The following is a 24,613-nucleotide window of genomic DNA, read 5'->3' on the forward strand; positions in this document are numbered from 1 at the left end:
AACGACGGTTTTTGGTACTGGACCTTAGTCGAGGTAGCTGTGCGACTGCAGACCACTACAGGGCTAGCAAAGCACTTTTCCTCAATGAAATCGCGACTTTAATGAGAAAAAGCCCCAATTTCGAGGGCTAAGCTTCGAGTACATTCAGAATCAACGTATCGGCAAAAATATAGAAAAAACACTCCCTTTACTTAACTCCGATTTCACTTTTATATATCCACCCTGCTCGGTCACAATTTTACGGGCTAAATAAAGGCCTATGCCAACACCTTCAGTTCCATTGGAACCCGCTCCTCGATAAAACCGTTTAAAAATGTCATTGATCTCAGCGGAAGGAATTCCGATTCCACCATCGGCAACATCAATCCTTGCAAAAAGATCATACCTCTGAAGCGTAATCCTAATACTGCCGGGCCCAAGTGTATATTTCAGAGCATTATCGATGATGTTATAGATAGCCTCCCCCATCCATTTGGGGTCATGTTGCAGCGCAATCTCCTGATCCGCTTCCAGTAAAATCTCTATATTCTTTTGTTCGGCTGCTGGAAATGCCTGTTTGATGGCTGACAGCACAGTATTCTCAAGATTAAGCTTCTCCGCATGAAGCTCAATAATACCGGATTCGAGCCGTGATAACTTGATCAGATTCTCCATGAGCCAAGATAACTTCTCAATCTGGCTTCCCATGTGGCGAGTAAATTCACTTCGTTTTTCAGCGGGGAGCTCTTCATCCATCAGAAGACTGTTATACATCCCTAAATTAGCTAAAGGGGTCTTGAGTTGATGAGAAATATCAGAAATTAATGTTTTGACCTCCTGACTCTCTTCACGGTAACGCTGCTTCTGCGAAGACAACAGCTCAGATAGCTGAATGACCTGATGCTGTAATTTGGAGAGTAGTGTATCCTCCTGCACCGGGAACATTTGAGTCATTTGTCCATTGATAAGCTCTTGAATCAATCCAGACAATGATGATAGCGTGTTTAGCATTTCTTTACGAAGTGCGAACACAAAACTTATAAACAGCAAAGCCATCATGCCAACAAACACCATAGCTCCTATAATTACAGATCGCTCAGGCTTATAATAGATAAGCAAAGAGCCGAACAAAGCCACAATAACAGCAAAAAGGACGAAAGAACTCCAAATAATTTTTGTAAAAGGGTTCTTCATCCTTAATCTCCCCATGTGTAGCCAATGCCGAATACGGTTTTAATGTATTGACAATCTTTAGGATCATCCTCAATTTTGGCGCGCAGCCTACGAATGTTTACGCTTAGCGTATTCTCATCCACGAAATTACCTTCTATATCCCATAGCTTCTCCAGCATTAACCTCCGGGTAAGAACCTGCCCCCTATTCTCGGTTAAGATGGCAAGTAGACGATACTCATTGGTGGTTAGTTTGATCTCCTGCCCATATTTGTAAACCTTCATTTTGGCTGAGTTAATTGTAATATCCTTATACTGAAACAGCTCCGAGCTTCCATCAGTACCTGTTCGTCGAAGTACAGCCTTCACACGTTGCAAAAGTACGACCATACTAAACGGCTTTGCAATATAATCATCTGCACCGAGCCCAAATCCAGTGACCATATCCTGCTCAGTATCGTTGGCAGTCAGAAAGATTACCGGGATGGAGCTCATTCGCCGAATTTCCTGACACAGTGCAAGACCACTCCCGTCTGGAAGATTAATGTCCAAAAGGACCAGACCGAGGGTCTGATCCTGAATTTTAGAAGCTGCTTGTTGATAAGAGTAGGCTTGAATAATATTAAAGTTTTCTTTTTCAAGCATGAACTTTAGCCCCTCGTTTAAGAGACGGTCATCCTCTACAATTAGAATGTTTGTCATTGAAACTCACCTCTATACCTATCATTGTAACAAGCAGAGGAAGGCTACGCTGTAAATTAATTAGCTCTATTCCATTTGCCGCAGACGTTCCAAAATGCTGTCCTTTTTAATTTGCTTGTAAGCAATTAGCGGAACACTCAGGCAAACCGCAAAAACGAGTACAATTGCAATAGAAAGCGGAAGGGTTGGGAAGCTAAACACAGCATAAGTAGCTTCTTGGCTAAACAGGCTATAAGCACCGTAACTGATTAATGTGCCTATTGTTGAGATTAGCAACGTCGATAGGATCGCATAACCTGCCCCTTCATACAGTAACAGCTTTCTCATCTGCTTAGAGGTCATCCCGATGCTCTCCATCACTGCAAATTCCAGCTTCCGAGCTACAACACCTGTATACATAATATTTACGTAATTCAAAATTCCAATCAGAGCTAGAATGAGCGCAATTCCGCCACCCATAATGTAAAAGGTTAGCTTAGCCGATTCCATGAACTTTTCCATATACAGCTTCGACTCCAGCTTCAGCTCACCATCTCCGCCGATGAGTCCTTCCAATTGATCGGTAATCTGCTTCCAGTCTTTTGGATCAGCATTAATATACACTTTACTTATAAGCGGGTTACTCATGAATTTCTTTATAGCAGTGTGGCTGATATAGACGTTCGGAGCCACAAAATGTGAAGATCCCAGTGAGCTGAAATCACCAAGCCCTCCAATTTCGAAAGATTGTGCGGCCTCGCTTTTTATAGGACTGATTTGAAATGGATCTCCAACCTTAAGACCACCGAGACTAAAATTGTCCAGCAAGGCAAGCTCACCTTTTTCAAAACGTTCCATATCTACAGTAAACCCTAATTTCTCCTCCAACTTTCTGACCTGATCTGAGTCTAACCCGGTAACACGGGTCATTGAGAACATCCCTTGCCCCTTAGCCAATTGTTCATCAGCAGGGCGTTCTGTGTGATATGACCTCGCAAATTCATCTACATACTTTCCGAATACCTTAGGGTCATATTTCATCTCAGCCATTCCAATGTAAGCCTTGAAGACCTCCTTTACTCCCTTCATATCCTGAATTTCCTTGATCATATCCTCTGAGATCTTGGCCTTCTCTTCCCCCTCAAATCCAAAGGACATCGTCTGATTCGACAGCGTGAAGTCATTATCCATATATTCCGATATAAAATGATCTGTACTCATACTAAGCACAAGTGTATTGATTACCAGAAAAGTCGTCAGCCCAAGAAATAAAGAGAGAAATACAACCATTGCCCGTTTCTTCACTCTGAAAATATTTCGCCAGGCCAGTCGATGCAGCTTAGAACCGCCAGTTCCACGCTTCTTCTTAGCTTTAACCATCGTCCCTGTATATCTTACTGCTTCTATTGGAGAGACTTTACCAGCGATGGAGGCAGGTTTAATAGCACTGAACATGGTGGTCAGCCAAGCAAACAACGCAGCTCCAATAAAGATTAATGGGTGAAACGAAATCTCCACACCCGTATCCAATTCAGCGGTACTCATAGCCAGCGGAACAAGTACGAAAGAAGTTACAGCTCCTGCGGCAAGTCCCAGTGGAATTGCTATAAGTGCTAACCTTGAGGCTTGAGCTCTGACTATTTTTTTAATCTGCCGCTGTGTAGTTCCTAGCGTTCTAAGCAGACCGTAGAACCTTGTATCCCGTGAGACAGAAATGTAAAGCACATTATAAATCAATAAATAACCGCTCAGCATAACAAATAGTATTATTCCGGCGTATCCAATCAAAGTCGCTGTTCTGTCTGAAGAGGTAGTAGACCTGTAAGAGACTGGTTCAAGTTTCTGACTTTCTCCCAAAGTGATATCCTGTTGCAAACGTGAGAGGAGTTCATCCGTATTTTTCTCATGAAAAAGAATAGTGGCATTTTTGGGATTCTTAAGATCTACACCATGAGCTGTAGCAAAAGCCCCCGATACCAGCACCGCTCCAGTATTTCCGGTACGGACATGACTGTAATCGGTAAACCATCCACTTAGTATGAAGGTGTTGCTCTCTTGCGATTTCACCCCATCGCGGGTACCGGAGTAAGTTAACGGCAAGCTCATACCAATCTTTGGAGCATCTATCCCCATCGACTGTAAAATCCATAAAGGAACAGCGATTTCATTTTCCTTCTCTGGATATGTCCCCTCTAGACCATCGATTACAGGCTTACGCATGTCCGTCCATTCAGTAGGGTCATACCAGAGGAGAGCTAAATTAAGATCTCCTATTTCTGGCGTATGGATCACATTACCTACTCTGGACTGAAGTCCGATGGACTTAATATAGGAAAGTTCCTTTAACTTGTTTATTTGTTGTTCTGACGGGGAGGTTAAGTAGGCATTGGCCATCGTCCCGGTTATTTTTAATTCCTGCATTTCGAAGGTTTTGTAGTTGCTCAGCCCAATACTAAAAAAAGATGTAATGAGCCAAGTGGTGAGAATTATAGCCAGAATCACAAAACGATTTCGGGTCCGATTGGCTTTCAGACTTCTACTCGTCAGCTTTTTAACAATTGGCTTATTGCTGTTTGGAAACATCATCACAATGCCCCTCCAGTAATTTTACCGTCCTCTATCCGGATGGTCCGGTCTGCAAGCTGAGCAATCTCTTCATTATGAGTAATCATTAGAATCGTCTGATTAAACTGTCTGCTCGTTACTTTGAGTAATCCAATGACCTCCTGGCTGGTGATGCTGTCCAAGTTCCCTGTAGGTTCATCGGCTAGGATAATGGAAGGTTTTGCAGCCAAGGCCCGTGCTATAGCTACTCTTTGCTGCTGACCCCCTGAAAGCTGACCGGGGAGGTTGTCCAACTTTTGCGAGAGTCCTAACGTATTCACAATATGATCCACAAATTCCTTATCTATCTTGTTTCCATCCAGTTCAATAGGCAACACAATATTCTCGTATACATTCAGAATCGGCACCAGATTATAGTTCTGAAATACAAATCCGATCTTTCTTCTTCTAAATACCGTCAACTCGTCATCCTTCATTCCGAAAATATTTTTACCATCTATGATCACCTGTCCATCAGTTGCTCGATCAAGTCCGCCAAACATATGTAATAGCGTTGATTTCCCGCTTCCTGATGTCCCGACAATCGCTATAAATTCACCGTTATTAACTTCCACGTTAATTCCATCCAATGCCTTAACCAAGTTAGTTCCCTTACCGTAATGTTTCGTGAGATTAATCGCGCTAAGTACTGCCATATTCACATCTCCATTCCGCTTTGTTATTCTACAACCCATTATATCTAGCAGTTCTTACATTCTAGTGACACACTAAAATATCCCCACAAAGTGGGGCTTTGCTTCGATGCAACCTCAGGTACTTTGTGAGGGCCCCCAATATATGCTTTCTGAATGCAAAAAAAGACTTGCCCATAATGGACAAGTCTCATTGAATTACTAATTTAACTATTTAAGCTTATTTAAAAGCAGGCAATGCGATATCCGCATAATTATCTTCAAGGAATTTCTTCACTTCAGGGCCGCTAATCCGTTTAGCTAGCTTCTGAATCGCATCAGAGTCCTTGTTGTCTTCACGCGCAACCAAGGTGATTGTGAATTCAGAATCGGCACCTTCAGTAATCAGTGCATCTTTCTTCGGTGTCAAACCAAGCGGGCTAGCATAAGCCGGAGTCATTGCCACTAGATCGCCATCATCCAGCATACGAGCCAACATCAATAAATCTACTTCTTCAAACTTAAAGTTTTTTGGATTTTCAGTAATGTCTGCTTGTGTAGCTTGAATACCCACGCCCTCTTTTAGCTTAATAAGATCAGCTGCAGCGAACATTTGTAAAGAACGACCAATATTCGATGGATCATTAGCCATTACTAACGTTGCACCTTCAGGAAGATCAGCTACATTCTTGTAACGCTTGGAGTAACCACCGTAAATAGCGTCATATACAGGCTGTACCTCTACCAGATTTGAGCCTTTGCTCTCATTAAATTGCTTCATATAAGGAACGTGTTGAAAAAAGTTAGCATCTACCTCTTTATTCGCCAAAGCCTCATTAGGCTGTACATTGTCAGACAGCACAACGATTTCAAGATCAATGCCATCTTCCTTCAGAAGTGGCTTCACAATATCCAGAATTTCCGTCATTGGTGGAATCAAAGTAGCAATCTTTAATTTCGTTAGCTCATCGCTACCTTTTGCAGAATTGTTCTCTGCTGCTTTATTAGAGCCACAACCCGCTACGACCAATACCATTAACATAAGCACAACTATCATTGATTTTTTCATTACTACAACTAACCCCCAGTTTATATATTCAATCATTTTGTATTACAAAATTTGATATACGGGTTGAACGATTAACGCTTATCTAACAGCCGTGAGATCGTACCTCCTGTGAATTGAACCAACTGAACCAATATAATCATCACGATAATCGCATAGATCATCACTTCAGTCTCAAAACGCTGATATCCATACCGGATCGCAAAATCACCAACCCCGCCCCCTCCGACAACCCCCATTACAGTTGAGTAAGAGATAAAACTAATCGTAGAGGTAGTGAGTCCGAGCACTAGCCCCGAACGTGCCTCAACATACAGGAATTTAAAGATCAACCCTAGCTTCGAAGCTCCCATAGACAAGGCCGCCTCTATGACTCCTTTAGGAACCTCCAACAAAGACTGCTCCACCAGACGGGAGTAATAAGCAATGGCAACAATGGATAACGGAACCGTGGCTGCCATGGTTCCAATCGCAGTTCCGACTAGGAAACGAGTGACCGGAATGAGTGCAACGACAAGCAGCAGGAATGGAAACGAACGGATAATATTAACGATGCTGTTGAGCACCAGAGACAATGCTTTATTCTCGTAGAGCTGACCTTTTCGGCAAAAAAACAACAACGTCCCGAGCGGAAGGCCAAGCAGCAATGCGGCACCGACAGAAATACCGACCATGACAAAGGTTTCCCCGATCGATTCCCACATCTGTGCCTGATATTGAAGTACACTATCAAACATGTATTTCCCCCGCTTTACCCAGAATTTGATCCCGGTACGAGCCAGTACGAACTGCAGCAGGTCGGAAATCACCGTCTTCGCGAGAGAAGGAATCTACGATTCGACCATTTTCCATCACGGATACGTGAGTGCATATACTTTTGACAACATCCATCTCATGCGTAACAATCACTACTGTAACCCCGAGGCTTGAATTAATATGCTTCAGGACGTCCAGAATATCCGCAGTTGTTCCTGGATCAAGGGAGGAGGTGGGTTCGTCACATAGCAATAGTCCTGGACTGTTCGAAAGCGCCCGGGCGATCGCCACACGTTGTCGTTGTCCTCCGCTTAGCTGTGCAGGATATTGCGCTGCCTTATCTGCCAATCCGACAAAATCAAGACATTCCTTTACCCGTTTCATCCGTTCACGCTTCGGCACCCCTGCCAATTCCAATGGAATCGAAATATTGCGGCTTACCGTGACGTTATTGACCAGATTAAATTGCTGAAAAATCATCCCAATCTTTTCCCTAGCTTTCCGTAGTTGTTTACTCGGCATTTCGGTTAAATTATGCCCTTCTACGGTAACTGTCCCTTGATCTGGCTTTTCCAGCAGATTAATCAATCGCAGCAGCGTGGATTTCCCTGCCCCGCTTTCACCAATGATACCGTGAATCGATCCTTTCTTCACATCAAGCGATACATCATCCACAGCCTGATACATGCCGTCCTTCAGCTTGAATCCTTTACTCACCCCACTCAGCGATAGGATTGCAAACTCCCCCTTCCTTTCCATTTATTCTGAAACCCTCTAAGCCAAGGTTTGTACTATAATTATTTAAAAACTGTTTTACTAAAAATCTCTTTAAATAATAAGGCATTTTATGTTCTGTGTCACCATTTTTATTTAAATGATATATCAGTAAAAAAGGATTACCGTATAAAATCCCTTTGCACCATGCTATTTTTACGTGTTTAACTCCCAAATAAATGACTAAACTTAATCCCTCTTCAAATCAGGATTCTCCTGTTACCTAACTCCTAAACCCCTGTTGCATCTATTTCAAGAACTAGGTCAGCACGAAAAAAAGGATGCTTAAGCACGGTGGCTTAAGTCATCCCTTAATTATTTTGCGTTTCCCTGATCTAAAACTTTCCGCCAAGCTCCTTGCGAATCTTCAAGAACACCTGATAGCTGCGTTCCGCGCATTCCGAAATCGCTATCGGATGAAACCCGGGTAAATCTGCATATAGTGTATCATGGAGCGGTTCAACCCATGTAGCCGGCAACACACTTGCTCCAAGCTTCGCTCCCATAATCGACCCCACTGTAGCTCCATTACAGTCTGTATCCATTCCTCCGTATACGGAAGTAACGACCGCTTTTTCGAAATCATTCCCGCCATAGACCAGCGAAGCAGCTACAAGAGCAGCATTATTATTGGTATGCACTGCATCATAGTGGCTGAATGTATCCCAAATCTTACTCACCAACTCACGCTCACTCTTAGCCTTGTGCGCAATATCTATGCCTCGTAGTACATCACTTGCCAGACGACTAGTACTAGGGATCTCACTAAGACCAATCTCTAGGATACGCTCGTTATCTTTTTCAGCAAAAGCCGCCGAAATCATCGCTGCATTAAACATCTCGCCATAGATCCCGTTCTTCACATGTGAAAAAGAAGCATCGCGCCAGCCTAGCTCCGCCGCAAGCTCCGGATGGCCTGCCGCGCCATACGCCAGTCCGTCTGCGCGTATAGCCGCACCAATCCACTCCCGGTATGGATTTAAGTGCATCCGCACTCTTTCCTGCCGCGCCAGCCAATCCGCAGGCTTCTCACCATGTAAATGAGATGTCTCCTGCGCAAAATTCATATACGACTGTGTCTCAGCCGTACATACCTGAGCATATGTCAGATGTTTATGCCAGAGCTTTCCGATATCCCAAGAATCCCAATCCAGTCCTTTCTGCTCCAGCAGCATAAGGCCCAAAACCGTGTAACGAATATCGTCATCGCTTTCCATAAACTTGATTGTCTCTTGGGTACTAGCATAAGTCCAATCACTTAAACCAAGACCATATTCTGCCTCTGCCCGTGAATGACCAGGCGTATAGCCGGTAATTGGCCATGCATCCGCACCTCGGAACCACAGCTCAATATTCTCCCAGCCCGGGCGTCCATCTTTACCGTAGAGGTAGTCCCAATACTCCAGTGGTTTTCCGAGTGCACAGCCAACACTTCTACCCAGCCAAGCACCATAGAACTTGTCTCTCCACTCCGCCTCGCTCCATTCTGGATGCAGCTTACGTGGACCTTCTGGACGTAGACGACGAATCTCTTCCAGTGAAGACGGCTCTTCATAAGGAAAGTCCTCAGCAACCGTGAGCTTCATCAACTCATTGTATACTTGCATCAGCTTAATTTCATCGGCACCTGCAGCAGCTAGTTTATCCGCGAAGCCGTCAATCTTGCAGCCTTCTTCTCCACGCTGAACCAATTCAAACTGAACCGTCTCCTGAAGTCTCTCCCATCCTGCCATAGGTTAGTTCCCTTCAGCCGCAAGCAGCTCTTGATCTAGCTTTTCCAGTGAATCAAAGATCAGTTTCATAAATGCTTCCCGGTCTACTCCCACCAGAACTTCTACATTTGCTGGGCGATCCGTCTTCTTTCGTTTGTCTGCAACCGTCATTCCACGTGTTAGCTTGCCTTCTGTCTCCACCGTTACATACAGATGCTCGGATTCAAACAGTTCAGGGTGCAAGAGCCAAGCTACTGCGCATGGATCATGCAGCGCACTGCCAACATAGCCCATTTTCTTTCCGTAAATCGAATAGAAATCTAGCAGCTCTCCGACCATAGTGGACACTGGCCCACGCTCTTTCAATGCTACGATCTCATCCTCGAAAATCGCTGCCTTATCGGTCACATCCAAACCACTCATCGTGATCGGAATACCCGATTCAAACACGATACGAGCGGCTTCAGGATCTACATAGATATTAAATTCCGCAGTAGAGGTTACATTTCCATAAGAAATTCCTCCGCCCATTAATGAGATCTTCTCAATTCTGTCTTTAATCTCCGGATATGCTGTAATTAATAGCGCAATATTCGTTAAAGGAGCCATCGGTACGAGCGTAATTTTCTCCTCCGAAGAACGGATAATATTCAGCATAAATTCCACAGCGCCTTCTTCTACAGGGCGGAATTTACTTGGCGGCAATAGTGGGCCGTCCATGCCAGATTCACCATGCGCTTCCTCACCTGTAACAAGCTTGCCGAACAGCGGACCCGCAGCCCCTTTGGCTACAGGAATATCCGCATTCACGAAACTGATCACTTTAAGTGCGTTTTCAGTGATTTTATCGAGGATCTGGTTTCCTCCAACCGTTGTAATCCCGCGCAGATCCAGCTTCTCCGAATTTGCTATTGCAAGCAGGATTGCGATAGCGTCATCATGCCCTGGATCGCAGTCAATAATAATAGGTGTTCGCATAGTCATTCACTCCTTAGTTGTATAAATCCTCGTTACTCCTATCGCTATTTCACTAGCGGGCTCTTTAGCTTTTTGTTCTTCTTCCGTGTCTCAGATACAGCATAGATCACTAGTCCAATTACCGTTGCTACATAAGGAAGCGTCGCGATAAGTTCTGCAGGAATCTTCAGGACCTGTAGCGCATTCGACAAGGCGTCTGCCGTACCAAATAATAGAGAGGTTAGCGCCGTGCCTACTGTCGTACTTCTACCCATAGACTCTGCGGCAATCGCAATCCAGCCCCGACCAGCGATCATATCGCGAGTGAACAGTGACAGGTAACCCATCGACATGTAAGCCCCGCCCAAACCAGCGAAAAATCCACTAAGTAGCAAAGCCATATACTGTATTTTCACAACACTTACGCCTACAGATTGAGCAGCATGTGGATTTTCACCCACTGAACGAATGCGCAGACCAAGCGGTGTACGGTTTAAGAGATAGTAGACAACAAACACAGCAATAATAGATACATACGTCAAAATGTGATGACCTGATAGAATAGGCCCAAGCACCGGAATATCCTTCAGCAAAGGAATCTCTACACTAGGTAGCACTTTACTTGCCAGAGAAGTAGAAGAACCCTTGTCTCCACTAAGCAGATAAAGAATAAACACGGTTCCTCCCGAAGCGAACATATTAATAGCTACGCCGCCGAGAATGATATGTGTTTTGAATTTCAGTGTGAAAAAAGCTAATATTCCAGCGATCAATGTACCGGACATCACAGCCCCAAGTAAACCTACCCACGCGCTATGCGTGTAGCTGCTTACAATGACGCCAGCTAAAGCCGCGACAAGCATGATGCCTTCCATACCGATGTTGATGATACCCGCTCTATTAGAGATTAACGCTCCAAGCGCAGCGAATAGAATCGGTGTTGTCACTCGAAGGACAGAGAAAGCAAAGTCAGTCGTAAAAATCACATCAAACAAACTGTTCATGCTTCCTTCGCCTCCTTCAAGAGCATCCGATTTTTCCAGAACTTCAGGAATTGCTCAGCCGAAATCAGAAGAATGATAATTGCCTGTATGATAGAAATCATCTCAGAAGGTACATCAGACAGACGTGCCATCATATCGGCTCCGATTCGGATATACGCAAGGAACAATGCAGCACCGATTACGGATAGCGGATTATTCTTGGCTAACATCGCTACAAGAGCACCGTCTAAGCCATAGCCTGGTAACGAAGTCCATTGGAATCGGTTATACATCCCTAGCACTTCTACGGAACCACCCATCCCTGCAATAAAACCAGCAATCAAGTGAACCAGTATAATAACCTTCGCGGTCTTCATGCCTGAATAACGTGCAAAGTTCCGGTTGATGCCTGTCATACGCAGCTCGTATCCCCATTTAGTCTTGTATAGAAATAGATGCGCTGCAATAATAAGCACGATAACGATGATCAGTCCGGTATGAATACGAGTGCCAGGTACCATCTTACTCAGCAGTGCCGTTTTCTCGAATTTGTACGATACATTGGCGAACGCTTTTGCATCACGTAAATGATAGTTCAGTAGATATAAACCTACTCCAAACAAAATATTATTGAACATCAAGGATGTAACCAGCTCATTGGCATTCCATTTGGCTTTGAGGATCCCGGGAATTGCAGAGAGCAGCGCCCCTACAATAGAACCCGCAGCAATAGCTACGATCGGATGCAGCCAGCCGTCCAGCGTTAAATGAATCGCCAACACGGAAGTTACAACACCGGAGAAATAGAAAATCCCTTCAGCGCCCAAGTTGAACATATTCGCCCGGAATAACAAGGAAACTGCTAGCCCTGTGAACATGAGCGGAATAGCCATCTCAATGACGTTACCGATATGACCTTTACTGGATAACGGCTCAAATAGGAATATACCAATCGTCTTCACCGGCTGATTACTGACCAATGAGATGATCAGAAAAGCAATGGCGAGTGCAATAACGATTACCGCCGATGTTCGAATGTATTCAAAATATTTTACTTTAAACATGATTTACGGCCCTCCTGATGTGCTCCTCGTCCTGTCGATGAATCCCTAGCATATAAAGCCCTAATTCTTCTTCACTAACCTTAGAAGGCTCCTCGAAAAAGGCAACAATCTTTCCTTCATACATCACTAGTAGACTATCGCTGATCTCTAAGATCTCATTTAAATCTGCCGACACTAGCAAAATCGCACAATCGTCTGAGCGTAGCTCCAAAAGCTTCTGATGTATGAACTGAGCTGCGCCTATATCCACACCCCGTGTCGGCTGCTCTGCAATAAGCAGTTGCGGTTCAGTAGAACACTCTCTAGCTACGACAACTTTCTGCATGTTACCACCTGATAACATACCTATTGGCTGAGAAGGTCCAGAACAGCGGACTTTAAATTCCTCTACAAGTGATACGGCTAGCTTAGCAATTCGTGATCCATTCAAAAAAGGACCTTTATTCATTTCCTTTGTACGATACTGAGTGGACAGCAGATTATCCGCTATGCTCGCATCACTAGCTATCCCTTGATGCATCCGATCCTCTGGGATATAAGAAACACCCAACTTACGAATATCCAAAATATCCGATTCTCGAATATCCTTTCCCTTCACTAGCACAGAACCCTGGCTTGAAACCCCTCTTAAGCTCCCTGTAAGAGCCTCAATGAGCTGTGTCTGCCCGTTTCCTTCTACACCAGCAATCCCGACGATCTGTCCTCCGCGTACCGCAAAATTAATATCTGATAGCAACGCTTTGCCGTGTGCATCATTTACACCTAGACCTTGCACAGTGAGCACCGCCTCACCAATAGACAGAATCTCCTTGTCATATTTCAACACAACATCTCTACCCACCATGAGTCGGGAAATTTCTTGCTCCGTGACATCCTTCGTTTGGAAGACACCTTCACTACGTCCACTACGCATAATCGTAATTCTGTCGCAGATCGCTTTCACTTCTTTCAACTTGTGTGAAATAAACACAATCGTATGTCCCTGCTCTCTTAATTGCTTAAGCTCACGGAACAATTCTTCTGTTTCCTGTGGGGTTAACACCGCGGTCGGCTCATCTAGAACTAGGATTTTCGCACCACGCAGCAACGCCTTCAGGATCTCAACCTTTTGCTTCATACCAACCGTAAGATCCTCCACTTTTGCTTTTGGATCCACTGCCAGATTGTATTTTTTCGCAGTCTCTTCGGTCATGCGCACGGCTTCAGCATAATTGATGCCGACTCCCTTACGGGGCTCCATGCCCAGCACCATGTTCTCTGCTACCGTAAAAGAAGGAACCAGCATAAAATGCTGGTGAACCATACCGATCCCTCTATCAATGGCATCCTGAGCCGATTGCAGCTTCACTTTTTCTCCCTTGATATAGATCTCACCTTCACTAGGCTCTTCCATGCCGAACATGATCTTCATTAAAGTTGATTTACCCGCGCCGTTCTCGCCCGCAATCGCGTGAATTTCTCCCTCACGTAAAGAAAAATGCACGTCTTTATTTGCAACGACGCCATTGGGATACACCTTCGTAATTCCCCGCATTTCCAACAGAGCTTTGTTCATCGGTCTCAACGCCTTTCCACTTGGAGGTCTGCAAAAATATACAGCTGGAATTCTTCTAATAGAAGAATCTCCAACTGTAGGTTTATCACTTTATAGCTATACTTAAGGCTTAACTGCGTTACGAATGGCTTCTACTTCTGAGGTTTCCATTCCCATCGCGTTATCTACTGTAATTTCTTTATTGATCAGCTTTTGCTTCACTTCTTCAACTTTAGCCTGAAGATCCGCTGGGAAGACATTTTTATATATCTCATTCTCTGCAATGCCTACACCATCATCTACGAAGCTCAATACATCACGTTTACCCATTTCAAGCGTACCCTCTTGTAATTTCTTCACGGCACCCAGAATAGCACTATCAATCTTTTTAATAGAAGAAGTAACGATCAAGTTTGCTTTTTCGCTATCTGTTTCATTAAGTAACATCGCCTGATCAGAGTCTACGCCAATAGCATATTTCTTCTTCTCTTTAGCTGCATCAAAGATCCCAAGACCTGTACCCCCAGCAACGTTAAAAATAACATCCACACCGGAGTTATATTGAATCAGTGAAAGCTCCTTACCTTTAGCCGGGTTAACGAAATCACCAGCATACGATACAGCTACCTTCACATCAGGATCAACATATTGAGCGCCCTGAATGTAGCCAACCAAGAAAGCGTTAATCCCTGGAATATCCATACCGCCTACAAATCCGATCACATTCTCAGGATTAGCATTAGGCATATCGGATTGTGTAGCTAGCGCCGCTACAGCACCTGCCAGAAAAGATACTTCATTAGTCGCATAAGACATGTTGTACATGTTCTCTGGTGCTTCATCTATATCGGTATCATAGTTAATGAATTTTTTGTCTGGATATAATTCAGCCGTTGCATTAAACATCTCTGTAATTTCCGAACCGCCAGAAATAATAACATCCCAATCCTCAGCGGCGATATCGTTAAACGTAGGCTCCCATTTCGTTTTATCGACACCCATTTCTACAACCTTTGTTTCTGCACCCAGTTCATCCTTAACCTTTTGCAGACCGCTATTCGCAGAGTCAAAGAATGATTTATCCCCTAGCGTTCCTGGAATCAGAAGTACAACTTTGAGTTTATCCCCTGAACCTGTTTCTCCACCTTCAGCTGCATTAGATCCTGCATTCGTGGAAGATCCATTACTCGACGTATTATTTCCACAAGCTGTGACCATTACCATTACTACTAGTAACAACAAAGAAAGAACTTTCTTATTCATTTTTCTATTCCCCCTATTTATAGTTGGTTAGTAATTTGAGAGATTCTCCTTCTTAGTCCGTTGTATATTTCACGATTTAGATGGAAACTCTCATATTGCATGTAACATTGTCAAAATTTTAATGATTTTAACGAATACACTCAAAAATAGAGAGAAAATTATAATTTTTACGAATAATCCGACTAATTTCCGAACGAGATGGCCAGTCAGGTTGCTAATCTTCGGATTTCTTGATACGATCATATCAAATATTAATGAAAATAATTATATGATTTCGGTCATAATTTTGTACGATTCGGCTAAAACATAATTATTGGAGGCTCATCATGGATCGTGTTCTATATATTGTAAATGCAGCACATGAGGTTAATACCTATATTCCACCACACCAGCATGAATGTTATGAACTAGTCTATTATTTAAACGGATTAGGAACTACCAATGTAGGTTCGCGAAGTTATCATTTTCGTTCTTCTTCATTCGCGCTAATACCACCCAATCATAAACATGACGAGAATCATCGCGAAGACGCTACTATACTATTTGTAGGCTTCCATTCAAATCACCCAAATATGGAGAATTTGCAAGGCGTATATGAAGATGATAAAGACCATACTGTTCTACAGATCTTGCTTCGAATGAAAGCAGAGTTTACGCGCAAACAAGATGGATTCTCTGAACTATTGAACCTTCAAATGAGCGAAATCACTGTTCATCTGATACGGCTTCTTAGCGCCTCTGGGTTTCAATCGCCAACGGAAGACAGAGTCCAATATGTTCTAAACTATATGAATGAGCATTACCGCCATAAGCTATCGGTCGCAACACTCTCTGAGATGTCTGGATACAGCTATGATCGTTTCCGCCATTTATTTAAAGAGCGATTCGGTTCTTCACCTCTTCGCTATCTACTATTGAAACGTCTGGATTATGCAAAGTCTCTCTTGCAACATACCCAAATGCATATCTCAGAAGTATCTGCCGCTGCAGGGTTTGTGAATGACGCTCAATTCTGCAATATGTTCAAACGTGAGGTAGGTCTCACACCGCGGACATTCCGACTAAGCAGTCAATAAAATTACAATTCACTCCGCTTCACATAAAAAAGCCGTTGAATTAGAAGTGTCTCTAATTCAACGGCTTAAGAATAAAAGTTCATAGACAAAGAAAAAAGGTTAGTAAAGTCGCTTGTATTAGCAACTTTACTAACCTTTTTGATATACCGGCGAGAGGACTCGAACCTCCACGGTTTCCCTCTCGATTTTGAGTCGAGCGCGTCTGCCATTCCGCCACGCCGGCACATATGAAATTAATGGAGGCGCCACCCAGATTTGAACTGGGGATAAAGCTTTTGCAGAGCTTTGCCTTACCACTTGGCTATGGCGCCATATGAAAAATTTGGAGCGGACGACGGGAATCGAACCCGCGACCCTCGCCTTGGCAAGGCGATGCTCTACCGCTGAGCCACGTCCGCATAAAATGGCTGGGGATATAGGATTTGAACCTATGCGTGACGGAGTCAAAGTCCGTTGCCTTACCGCTTGGCTAATCCCCAATAACATTTTAAAATAAAAGGGGCGACTGATGGGTCTCGAACCCACGAATGCCGGAACCACAATCCGGTGCGTTAACCACTTCGCCACAATCGCCATATTAAACTAATATTGTTGCTGTTCTTCTTAAAGTAAATGGGGCGACCGATGGGACTTGAACCCACGAATGCCGGATCCACAAACCGGTGCGTTAACCCCTTCGCCACGACCGCCATATTAAACTTTAGAGAAAGACTTTAGATAAAGATTGGCAGGGGCAGCAGGAATTGAACCCACACCAACGGTTTTGGAGACCGTTGTTCTACCTTTAAACTATGCCCCTAAAAAATGGTGGGGGATGATGGATTCGAACCACCGAACACGTACGTGAGCAGATTTACAGTCTGATGCGTTTGGCCACTTCGCTAATCCCCCAAAGATGGTGCCGGCGAGAGGACTTGAACCCCCAACCTACTGATTACAAGTCAGTTGCTCTACCAATTGAGCTACACCGGCATATTAAGTTGTATACTACATGGTGGCTCGAGACGGATTCGAACCGCCGACACGAGGATTTTCAGTCCTCTGCTCTACCGACTGAGCTATCGAGCCAAGAAAATGGCGGAACCGACGAGATTCGAACTCGCGATCTCCTGCGTGACAGGCAGGCATGTTAGGCCAACTACACCACGGTTCCAAAAGATATAATTACTTGATGAAAATTGGTTGCGGGGGCAGGATTTGAACCTGCGGCCTTCGGGTTATGAGCCCGACGAGCTACCGGGCTGCTCCACCCCGCGTCGTTCTTAAATGAATATGGTGGAGGCTGAGGGGATCGAACCCCCGACCCTCTGCTTGTAAGGCAGATGCTCTCCCAGCTGAGCTAAGCCTCCGTAAACAACAATTGTTATTGTACCAAAGTCCACTATACAAAATCAAGTGAAAATTTGGTGACCCGTATGGGATTCGAACCCATGTTACCTCCGTGAAAGGGAGGTGTCTTAACCCCTTGACCAACGGGCCATACTAATTAAAAATTTGTGGCGGAGAGAGAGGGATTCGAACCCTCGAGACGCTTGTGGCGCCTACACGATTTCCAATCGTGCTCCTTCGGCCAAACTCGGACACCTCTCCATATGGCTCCCCGAACAGGACTCGAACCTGTGACAACTCGATTAACAGTCGAGTGCTCTACCAACTGAGCTATCAGGGAATATTCATACCAGGCTTAATCGCCTGAAAACTGAATCCGAATTGAATTTGCGTTTTAAGTATAGGATAAGCCCTCGACCGATTAGTATTGGTCAGCTCCATGCATTACTGCACTTCCACCTCCAACCTATCTACCTCGTCGTCTTCAAGGGGTCTTACTAATTGGGAAATCTCATCTTGAGGGGGGCTTCACGCTTAGATGCTTTCAGCGCTTATCCCGTCCGTACGTAGCTACCCAGCCATGCTTCTGGCGAAACAACTGGTGCACCAGCGGTACGTCCATCCCGGTCCTCTCGTACTAAGGACAGCTCCTCTCAAATTTCCTGCGCCCACGACAGATAGGGACCGAACTGTCTCACGACGTTCTGAACCCAGCTCGCGTACCGCTTTAATGGGCGAACAGCCCAACCCTTGGGACCTACTTCAGCCCCAGGATGCGATGAGCCGACATCGAGGTGCCAAACCTCCCCGTCGATGTGGACTCTTGGGGGAGATAAGCCTGTTATCCCCAGGGTAGCTTTTATCCGTTGAGCGATGGCCCTTCCATGCGGTACCACCGGATCACTAAGTCCGACTTTCGTCCCTGCTCGACTTGTAGGTCTCGCAGTCAAGCTCCCTTATGCCTTTGCACTCTTCGAATGATTTCCAACCATTCTGAGGGAACCTTGGAACGCCTCCGTTACTCTTTAGGAGGCGACCGCCCCAGTCAAACTGCCCGCCTGACACGGTCCCCGTACCCGATTAGGGCACTAGGTTAGAACCTAGATACGATCAGGGTGGTATCCCAACGGCGCCTCCACCGAAGCTTGCGCTCCGATTTCTACGGCTCCCACCTATCCTGTACAGATCGTACCCAAATTCAATATCAAGCTGCAGTAAAGCTCCATGGGGTCTTTCCGTCTTGTCGCGGGTAACCTGCATCTTCACAGGTATTAAAATTTCACCGGATCTCTCGTTGAGACAGCGCCCAAGTCGTTACGCCATTCGTGCGGGTCAGAATTTACCTGACAAGGAATTTCGCTACCTTAGGACCGTTATAGTTACGGCCGCCGTTTACTGGGGCTTCGGTTCATAGCTTCGGGTTACCCCTAACCACTCCCCTTAACCTTCCAGCACCGGGCAGGCGTCAGCCCGTATACTTCGCCTTGCGGCTTCGCACAGACCTGTGTTTTTGCTAAACAGTCGCTTGGGCCTTTTCACTGCGGCCCCCTCGTGCTATTCACACTACCGGGGCACCCCTTCTCCCGAAGTTACGGGGTCATTTTGCCGAGTTCCTTAACGAGAGTTCTTCCGCGCGCCTTAGAATTCTCTTCTCGCCTACCTGTGTCGGTTTGCGGTACGGGCACCTTCTCCTGGCTAGAGGCTTTTCTTGGCAGTGTGAGATCATGACCTTCGCTACTACAATTTTCGCTCCCCATCACAGCCCAGCCTTAATGATGTGCGGATTTGCCTACACATCAGCCTCACTGCTTAGACGGACATATCCATCAGTCCGCGTCACTACCCTCCTGCGTCACCCCATCGCTCATAGCGGATTACGGTGGTACAGTAATTTCAAACTGTTGTCCTTCGACTACGCCTTTCGGCCTCGCCTTAGGTCCCGACTTACCCTGAGCGGACGAGCCTTCCTCAGGAAACCTTGGGCTTTCGGCGGATCAGATTCTCACTGATCTTTTCGTTACTCATACCGGCATTCTCACTTGTATGCTGTCCAGCGCTCCTTACGGTACACCTTCAACCCACATACAACGCTCCCCTACCCCAGATACATACGTATCTAGCCATAGCTTCGGTGGTGTGTTTAGCCCCGTTACATTTTCGGCGCAGAGTCACTCGACCAGTGAGCTATTACGCACTCTTTCAATGGTGGCTGCTTCTAAGCCAACATCCTGGTTGTCTGTGCAACTCCACATCCTTTCCCACTTAACACACACTTGGGGACCTTAGCTGATGGTCTGGGCTGTTTCCCTTTTGACAATGGATCTTAGCACTCACTGTCTGACTCCCGGCAATAAGTATATGGCATTCGGAGTTTGACTGAGCTTGGTAATCCTTGCGGACCCCGCACCCAATCAGTGCTCTACCTCCACTACTCTTATACCGAGGCTAGCCCTAAAGCTATTTCGGGGAGAACCAGCTATCTCCGAGTTCGATTGGAATTTCTCCGCTACCCCCACCTCATCCCCGCACTTTTCAACGTGCGTGGGTTCGGGCCTCCAGTGCGTGTTACCGCACCTTCACCCTGGACAGGGGTAGATCACACGGTTTCGGGTCTACGTCCACATACTGAGTCGCCCTATTCAGACTCGCTTTCGCTGCGGCTCCGTCTTCTCGACTTAACCTTGCATGTTAAACGTAACTCGCCGGTTCATTCTACAAAAGGCACGCCATCACCCATTAATAGGGCTCTGACTTTTTGTAAGCACACGGTTTCAGGTTCTATTTCACTCCCCTTCCGGGGTGCTTTTCACCTTTCCCTCACGGTACTGTTTCACTATCGGTCGCCAGGTAGTATTTAGCCTTAGCAGATGGTCCTGCTGGATTCATACGGGGTTTCACGTGCCCCGCACTACTCGGGATCCGTCTCGGAGAGAACACAGTTTAGGCTACAGGGCTTTTACCTCTATCGCGGGCCTTTCCAGACCTCTTCGCCTACCATATTCCTTTGTAACTCCATGTGAGACGTCCCACAACCCCTAAGAGCAAGCTCTTAGGTTTAGGCTGTTCCGCGTTCGCTCGCCGCTACTGACGGAATCACTATTGTTTTCTCTTCCTCAGGGTACTTAGATGTTTCAGTTCCCCTGGTCTGCCTCTACACACCCTATGTATTCAGATGTGAGTAACTGCGAATTACCACAGCTGGGTTTCCCCATTCGGACACCCCCGGATCAAAGCTTGCTTACAGCTCCCCGAGGCAGTTTCGTTGTTCGCCACGTCCTTCGTCGGCTCCTGGCGCCTAGGCATCCTCCGTGTGCTCTTATTAGCTTAACCTTGATTTTTCCGCAGGAAAATATCATACGATATCTCTCTTGGAATCATCTCACTAATAACATTTACTTGTTTGCACAAGTTGCTAAAAGATGTTCTAAAACGCAAATTCGTTTCGGTATCCAGTTTTCAAGGATCAAGTCTTACTTGAGAGCTTAAACTCTCAAAACTGAGCAACGAGTGAGTAACAGGCCTAAACCTGAGATTGTGGAAGTTTAACTTCCGATTTGAATGTCTTCATTGCAGAAGACGATTCTCCATAGAAAGGAGGTGATCCAGCCGCACCTTCCGATACGGCTACCTTGTTACGACTTCACCCCAATCATCTACCCCACCTTCGGCGGCTGGCTCCCTTGCGGGTTACCCCACCGACTTCGGGTGTTGTAAACTCTCGTGGTGTGACGGGCGGTGTGTACAAGACCCGGGAACGTATTCACCGCGGCATGCTGATCCGCGATTACTAGCAATTCCGACTTCATGCAGGCGAGTTGCAGCCTGCAATCCGAACTGAGACCGGCTTTGATGGGATTGGCTCCACCTCGCGGCTTCGCTTCCCGTTGTACCGGCCATTGTAGTACGTGTGTAGCCCAGGTCATAAGGGGCATGATGATTTGACGTCATCCCCACCTTCCTCCGGTTTGTCACCGGCAGTCACTCTAGAGTGCCCAACATTACTTGCTGGCAACTAAAGTTAAGGGTTGCGCTCGTTGCGGGACTTAACCCAACATCTCACGACACGAGCTGACGACAACCATGCACCACCTGTCTCCTCTGTCCCGAAGGCCGCTGCTATCTCTAGCAGATTCAGAGGGATGTCAAGACCTGGTAAGGTTCTTCGCGTTGCTTCGAATTAAACCACATACTCCACTGCTTGTGCGGGTCCCCGTCAATTCCTTTGAGTTTCAGTCTTGCGACCGTACTCCCCAGGCGGAGTGCTTACTGTGTTAACTTCGGCACCAAGGGTATCGAAACCCCTAACACCTAGCACTCATCGTTTACGGCGTGGACTACCAGGGTATCTAATCCTGTTTGCTCCCCACGCTTTCGCGCCTCAGCGTCAGTTACAGCCCAGAAAGTCGCCTTCGCCACTGGTGTTCCTCCACATATCTACGCATTTCACCGCTACACGTGGAATTCCACTTTCCTCTTCTGTACTCAAGTCACCCAGTTTCCAGTGCGACCTTAGGTTGAGCCCAAGGTTTAAACACCAGACTTAAATGACCGCCTGCGCGCGCTTTACGCCCAATAATTCCGGACAACGCTTGCCCCCTACGTATTACCGCGGCTGCTGGCACGTAGTTAGCCGGGGCTTTCTTCTCAGGTACCGTCACTCCGATAGCAGTTACTCTACCGGACGTTCTTCCCTGGCAACAGAGCTTTACGATCCGAAAACCTTCATCACTCACGCGGCGTTGCTCCGTCAGACTTTCGTCCATTGCGGAAGATTCCCTACTGCTGCCTCCCGTAGGAGTCTGGGCCGTGTCTCAGTCCCAGTGTGGCCGTTCACCCTCTCAGGTCGGCTACGCATCGTCGCCTTGGTGGGCCGTTACCCCACCAACTAGCTAATGCGCCGCAGGCCCATCCCTCAGTGACAGATTGCTCCGTCTTTCATTCTTTCTTCAGGAGAAAAAAGAAATTATCCGGTATTAGCTACCGTTTCCGGTAGTTATCCCAGTCTAAGGGGCAGGTTGCCTACGTGTTACTCACCCGTCCGCCGCTAAGTTATTTTGAAAGCAAGCTTTCAAAATAACTCCGCTCGACTTGCATGTATTAGGCACGCCGCCAGCGTTCGTCCTGAGCCAGGATCAAACTCTCCAATTAGTATTGAAAAGAGCGATATGCTCATTTTGAAACATCTGACGAGAAAATTAATTCTCTAATTTGGATTTCACTTTCGTGATTTCCCACTCACTCGTTGTTCAGTTTTCAAAGATCAATGTCTCTTATTTCGTCGTCGTTGTTGTTCAGCAGCGACCTTTATAATATATCACAGCGTCCTCGTTTTAGTCAACCTTTTTTTTAATTTCTTTTTTTCGGTTGTCTTTCGAATGTTTTCGAAAGCACATCTCTGTGTCAGAGGGACGAGTTATAATTTAACACATGAACAAGGAATGAGTCAACCATAAATTTATTAGAATAAATATGAGCCCATCCTAATAGTGAGCAAACAAAAAAGAGAGTGCTTAGCCTCTCCCTATCCCTACTTACTTTATCTATAGATTACCGTGAAACCCTGCATCTAATTCTTCTCTATAAGGTATATCGGATCGCATGACCCTCTCCCCCGTATCCAGCAGTCCATAAAGTAATCTCACGGATTAATGAACGAGAAACAAGCTTTCGTAATACCAATGGCAACTCAGCCTCTAATTGACATAGGCCAGAATGCTGAAGCAATTCTTTTATGCTCCACGCTTCCTTGCGGCTATTCAAAATATTAAAGAGCAACGCACAACAATCGGTCATTTTGGACATAATTCCAAATTCACACGCTAGAAGAACAAGCTCAACTCTTTGCTCTAAGGTCTCCGTGCTTATGGTTAGTTCCTCATATAATTTATGGACCGAAGTATTCAAGCTTTTAACTTGCTCCCAAACAGCGGGCTCTGGAAATAAACCAGCTTCACTCACTTCTATTCTTGCCCAATGATATAAAGCCATCAATACACAGTTATACGCATCCATAATGCAGCCGGCTTCTATATACCTTTTAGATTTCACATACAAATGCAAGAATCGCGCAAACTCCATGAACTCGACTCGTTCCTTTAGAGGGCCTTCGAATTGCAAAATTTCCCGGCGCATATCCCCTAATATTCCTTTGGGATCCCAGATCACTTCCCCAATCATCAAACTAGTAAGGAGTTCGTTATTATCGCCCGCCATGACAGCCCGCTCCAAAGCGGAAAGGCCAATATGGACTGACTGTGTCCGTTTGTCACCGGCAATGGTGTGGCGAACAATATGTTCTAAATCCTGTTCCTCGTGCAAAACTAACACAACCATATCAAAATCGTGAAGTAGCGCGCTTTGAAATGGAGTACTTCCTTCCTGCCGCAAAGCGACAGCTCCTAAAACATTCTCTTCAAACGTTTCTCCACTCAACAAAGTTACATTGGACAATGACAATTCCATGCTTCCCTCCATTAAATTTGGCGAATTTGCGTCCAGTCAGTTATAATTCAGTTATAATTATTATTCTACATATGAAAGACAGTTCCTTCTGGACAACCCAACTATATTTAGTTAGGAGCAAACACTCATGAAGTTTAAAACGGCTAAGATCAACGCTTTTCGCACATGGGGATTACTGCTCACAATGCTCGGAATGGGACTTATGGTTTTGGGTACAGCAGGCATAGTATTCTGGGGATCAACCGGAAAAGTATTCGCTGGAATCGGACTTGTAATCGGTTTAATTTCCATGATGTCAAGTCTTGCGATCTATTTCTGGGCTGGCATGCTGTCAACGAGCGCAGTTCAGCTAGAGTGCCCAGAGTGTCACAAGCTAACCAAGATGCTCGGCAAAACAGACCGCTGTATGTTCTGCCACACGATCCTTACTATGGATCCGGCAGAGGCCAATATTACAGCAGAACAGCTTGAGCAGCAGCAACTTAACCACTAAACACATCTTACACAAGTTCATTACTAGCCAAGTATATGTATTCTATTAATGTTTCACCAAGCATTACTTAGAACAA

The 24,613-nt window shown here is 45.6% G+C and carries 17 protein-coding genes, 16 tRNA genes and 2 rRNA genes; 2 read left to right on the plus strand and 33 right to left on the minus strand.

Annotated features, from left to right (window positions below; all coding sequences use genetic code 11):
- Positions 1-150: 150 nt before the first annotated feature.
- The 14 genes from NSU15_RS26175 to NSU15_RS26240 all read right to left on the minus strand — a co-directional run bounded on the left by NSU15_RS26175 (position 151) and on the right by NSU15_RS26240 (position 15,177).
- On the minus strand, positions 151-1,173 hold the full coding sequence (locus tag NSU15_RS26175) for a HAMP domain-containing sensor histidine kinase (RefSeq protein WP_076120935.1): 1,023 nt from the start codon (positions 1,171-1,173) through the stop codon (positions 151-153).
- Between the two features lie 2 nt (positions 1,174-1,175).
- Entirely contained in the window at positions 1,176-1,853 is a 678-nt protein-coding gene (locus NSU15_RS26180; protein ID WP_076120934.1) for a response regulator transcription factor, read from the minus strand.
- Positions 1,854-1,919: 66 nt separating this feature from the next.
- Positions 1,920-4,418, minus strand: coding sequence for an FtsX-like permease family protein (locus NSU15_RS26185; protein ID WP_339288099.1), 2,499 nt, complete (start codon positions 4,416-4,418; stop codon positions 1,920-1,922).
- Entirely contained in the window at positions 4,418-5,092 is a 675-nt protein-coding gene (locus tag NSU15_RS26190) for an ABC transporter ATP-binding protein (RefSeq protein WP_076120932.1), read from the minus strand. Before NSU15_RS26190 ends, NSU15_RS26185 begins: the two co-directional genes overlap by 1 nt.
- Before the next feature lie 217 nt (positions 5,093-5,309).
- Positions 5,310-6,137, minus strand: a complete 828-nt coding sequence (locus NSU15_RS26195) for a MetQ/NlpA family ABC transporter substrate-binding protein (RefSeq protein WP_339288101.1) — start codon at positions 6,135-6,137, stop codon at positions 5,310-5,312.
- A 71-nt stretch (positions 6,138-6,208) separates the two neighbouring features.
- Positions 6,209-6,871 (minus strand): methionine ABC transporter permease, encoded by a 663-nt coding sequence (locus NSU15_RS26200; protein ID WP_339288104.1) that lies wholly within the window; start codon positions 6,869-6,871, stop codon positions 6,209-6,211.
- Positions 6,864-7,625, minus strand: coding sequence for an ATP-binding cassette domain-containing protein (locus NSU15_RS26205; protein ID WP_339291469.1), 762 nt, complete (start codon positions 7,623-7,625; stop codon positions 6,864-6,866). The genes NSU15_RS26200 and NSU15_RS26205 overlap by 8 nt, the downstream gene beginning before the upstream one ends.
- Positions 7,600-7,839, minus strand: coding sequence for a hypothetical protein (locus NSU15_RS26210; RefSeq protein WP_139328613.1), 240 nt, complete (start codon positions 7,837-7,839; stop codon positions 7,600-7,602). The genes NSU15_RS26205 and NSU15_RS26210 overlap by 26 nt, the downstream gene beginning before the upstream one ends.
- Positions 7,840-7,999: 160 nt before the next feature.
- Positions 8,000-9,397, minus strand: a complete 1,398-nt coding sequence (locus NSU15_RS26215) for an ADP-ribosylglycohydrolase family protein (protein ID WP_339288106.1) — start codon at positions 9,395-9,397, stop codon at positions 8,000-8,002.
- A 3-nt stretch (positions 9,398-9,400) separates the two neighbouring features.
- Complete coding sequence (locus NSU15_RS26220; RefSeq protein ID WP_339288108.1) at positions 9,401-10,354, minus strand: nucleoside hydrolase; 954 nt, start codon at positions 10,352-10,354, stop codon at positions 9,401-9,403.
- Positions 10,355-10,398: 44 nt separating this feature from the next.
- On the minus strand, positions 10,399-11,337 hold the full coding sequence (locus tag NSU15_RS26225) for an ABC transporter permease (RefSeq protein ID WP_042131005.1): 939 nt from the start codon (positions 11,335-11,337) through the stop codon (positions 10,399-10,401).
- Positions 11,334-12,380: an ABC transporter permease gene (locus NSU15_RS26230; RefSeq protein WP_042131006.1), complete on the minus strand. Its 1,047-nt coding sequence runs from the start codon at positions 12,378-12,380 to the stop codon at positions 11,334-11,336. The genes NSU15_RS26225 and NSU15_RS26230 overlap by 4 nt, the downstream gene beginning before the upstream one ends.
- Positions 12,373-13,935, minus strand: a complete 1,563-nt coding sequence (locus tag NSU15_RS26235; RefSeq protein ID WP_076120926.1) for an ABC transporter ATP-binding protein — start codon at positions 13,933-13,935, stop codon at positions 12,373-12,375. The genes NSU15_RS26230 and NSU15_RS26235 overlap by 8 nt, the downstream gene beginning before the upstream one ends.
- Before the next feature lie 102 nt (positions 13,936-14,037).
- Positions 14,038-15,177 carry a BMP family ABC transporter substrate-binding protein gene (locus NSU15_RS26240; RefSeq protein ID WP_339288109.1) on the minus strand — a complete coding sequence of 380 codons (1,140 nt, stop codon included), beginning with the start codon at positions 15,175-15,177 and terminating at the stop codon, positions 14,038-14,040.
- 326 nt (positions 15,178-15,503) lie between these two features.
- On the opposite strand from NSU15_RS26240, the gene NSU15_RS26245 reads away from it, so the two are divergent.
- Positions 15,504-16,253 (plus strand): AraC family transcriptional regulator, encoded by a 750-nt coding sequence (locus NSU15_RS26245; RefSeq protein ID WP_339288111.1) that lies wholly within the window; start codon positions 15,504-15,506, stop codon positions 16,251-16,253.
- 144 nt (positions 16,254-16,397) lie between these two features.
- Here the strand turns inward: NSU15_RS26245 and NSU15_RS26250 are convergent.
- The 19 genes from NSU15_RS26250 to NSU15_RS26340 form a co-directional block, all read right to left on the minus strand.
- Positions 16,398-16,476, minus strand: a tRNA-Leu gene (locus NSU15_RS26250).
- A 14-nt stretch (positions 16,477-16,490) separates the two neighbouring features.
- A tRNA-Cys gene (locus NSU15_RS26255) sits at positions 16,491-16,564 on the minus strand.
- A gap of 12 nt (positions 16,565-16,576) precedes the next feature.
- Positions 16,577-16,651 (minus strand) — tRNA-Gly (locus tag NSU15_RS26260).
- 6 nt (positions 16,652-16,657) lie between these two features.
- A tRNA-Gln gene (locus tag NSU15_RS26265) sits at positions 16,658-16,732 on the minus strand.
- A gap of 21 nt (positions 16,733-16,753) precedes the next feature.
- Positions 16,754-16,826: transfer RNA gene (locus NSU15_RS26270), tRNA-His, on the minus strand.
- 40 nt (positions 16,827-16,866) lie between these two features.
- Positions 16,867-16,942: transfer RNA gene (locus tag NSU15_RS26275), tRNA-His, on the minus strand.
- Between the two features lie 36 nt (positions 16,943-16,978).
- Positions 16,979-17,052: transfer RNA gene (locus NSU15_RS26280), tRNA-Trp, on the minus strand.
- 6 nt (positions 17,053-17,058) lie between these two features.
- Positions 17,059-17,144, minus strand: a tRNA-Tyr gene (locus tag NSU15_RS26285).
- Positions 17,145-17,149: 5 nt separating this feature from the next.
- Positions 17,150-17,225: transfer RNA gene (locus NSU15_RS26290), tRNA-Thr, on the minus strand.
- 20 nt (positions 17,226-17,245) lie between these two features.
- A tRNA-Phe gene (locus NSU15_RS26295) sits at positions 17,246-17,321 on the minus strand.
- Between the two features lie 7 nt (positions 17,322-17,328).
- Positions 17,329-17,406 (minus strand) — tRNA-Asp (locus NSU15_RS26300).
- 26 nt (positions 17,407-17,432) lie between these two features.
- Positions 17,433-17,509, minus strand: a tRNA-Met gene (locus NSU15_RS26305).
- Positions 17,510-17,526: 17 nt separating this feature from the next.
- Positions 17,527-17,602, minus strand: a tRNA-Val gene (locus NSU15_RS26310).
- A 55-nt stretch (positions 17,603-17,657) separates the two neighbouring features.
- Positions 17,658-17,732 (minus strand) — tRNA-Glu (locus NSU15_RS26315).
- An 18-nt stretch (positions 17,733-17,750) separates the two neighbouring features.
- Positions 17,751-17,843: transfer RNA gene (locus NSU15_RS26320), tRNA-Ser, on the minus strand.
- Positions 17,844-17,846: 3 nt separating this feature from the next.
- Positions 17,847-17,922 (minus strand) — tRNA-Asn (locus NSU15_RS26325).
- Positions 17,923-17,983: 61 nt separating this feature from the next.
- Positions 17,984-20,912, minus strand: a 23S ribosomal RNA gene (locus tag NSU15_RS26330).
- 260 nt (positions 20,913-21,172) lie between these two features.
- Positions 21,173-22,730: ribosomal RNA gene (locus NSU15_RS26335) — 16S ribosomal RNA — on the minus strand.
- The 16S and 23S rRNA genes sit together here with 16 tRNA genes alongside, the layout of an rRNA operon.
- 429 nt (positions 22,731-23,159) lie before the next feature.
- The gene (locus tag NSU15_RS26340) at positions 23,160-24,044 is read right to left on the minus strand and encodes a nucleotidyltransferase-like protein (RefSeq protein WP_052414741.1); all 885 of its coding nucleotides are present in this window, start codon (positions 24,042-24,044) and stop codon (positions 23,160-23,162) included.
- A gap of 127 nt (positions 24,045-24,171) precedes the next feature.
- On the opposite strand from NSU15_RS26340, the gene NSU15_RS26345 reads away from it, so the two are divergent.
- Positions 24,172-24,537 carry a DUF2614 family zinc ribbon-containing protein gene (locus NSU15_RS26345; RefSeq protein ID WP_042131010.1) on the plus strand — a complete coding sequence of 122 codons (366 nt, stop codon included), beginning with the start codon at positions 24,172-24,174 and terminating at the stop codon, positions 24,535-24,537.
- Positions 24,538-24,613: the final 76 nt, after the last annotated feature.

It is taken from the genome of Paenibacillus sp. FSL E2-0201 (assembly GCF_037963325.1).
Taxonomy (GTDB): domain Bacteria; phylum Bacillota; class Bacilli; order Paenibacillales; family Paenibacillaceae; genus Paenibacillus_AQ.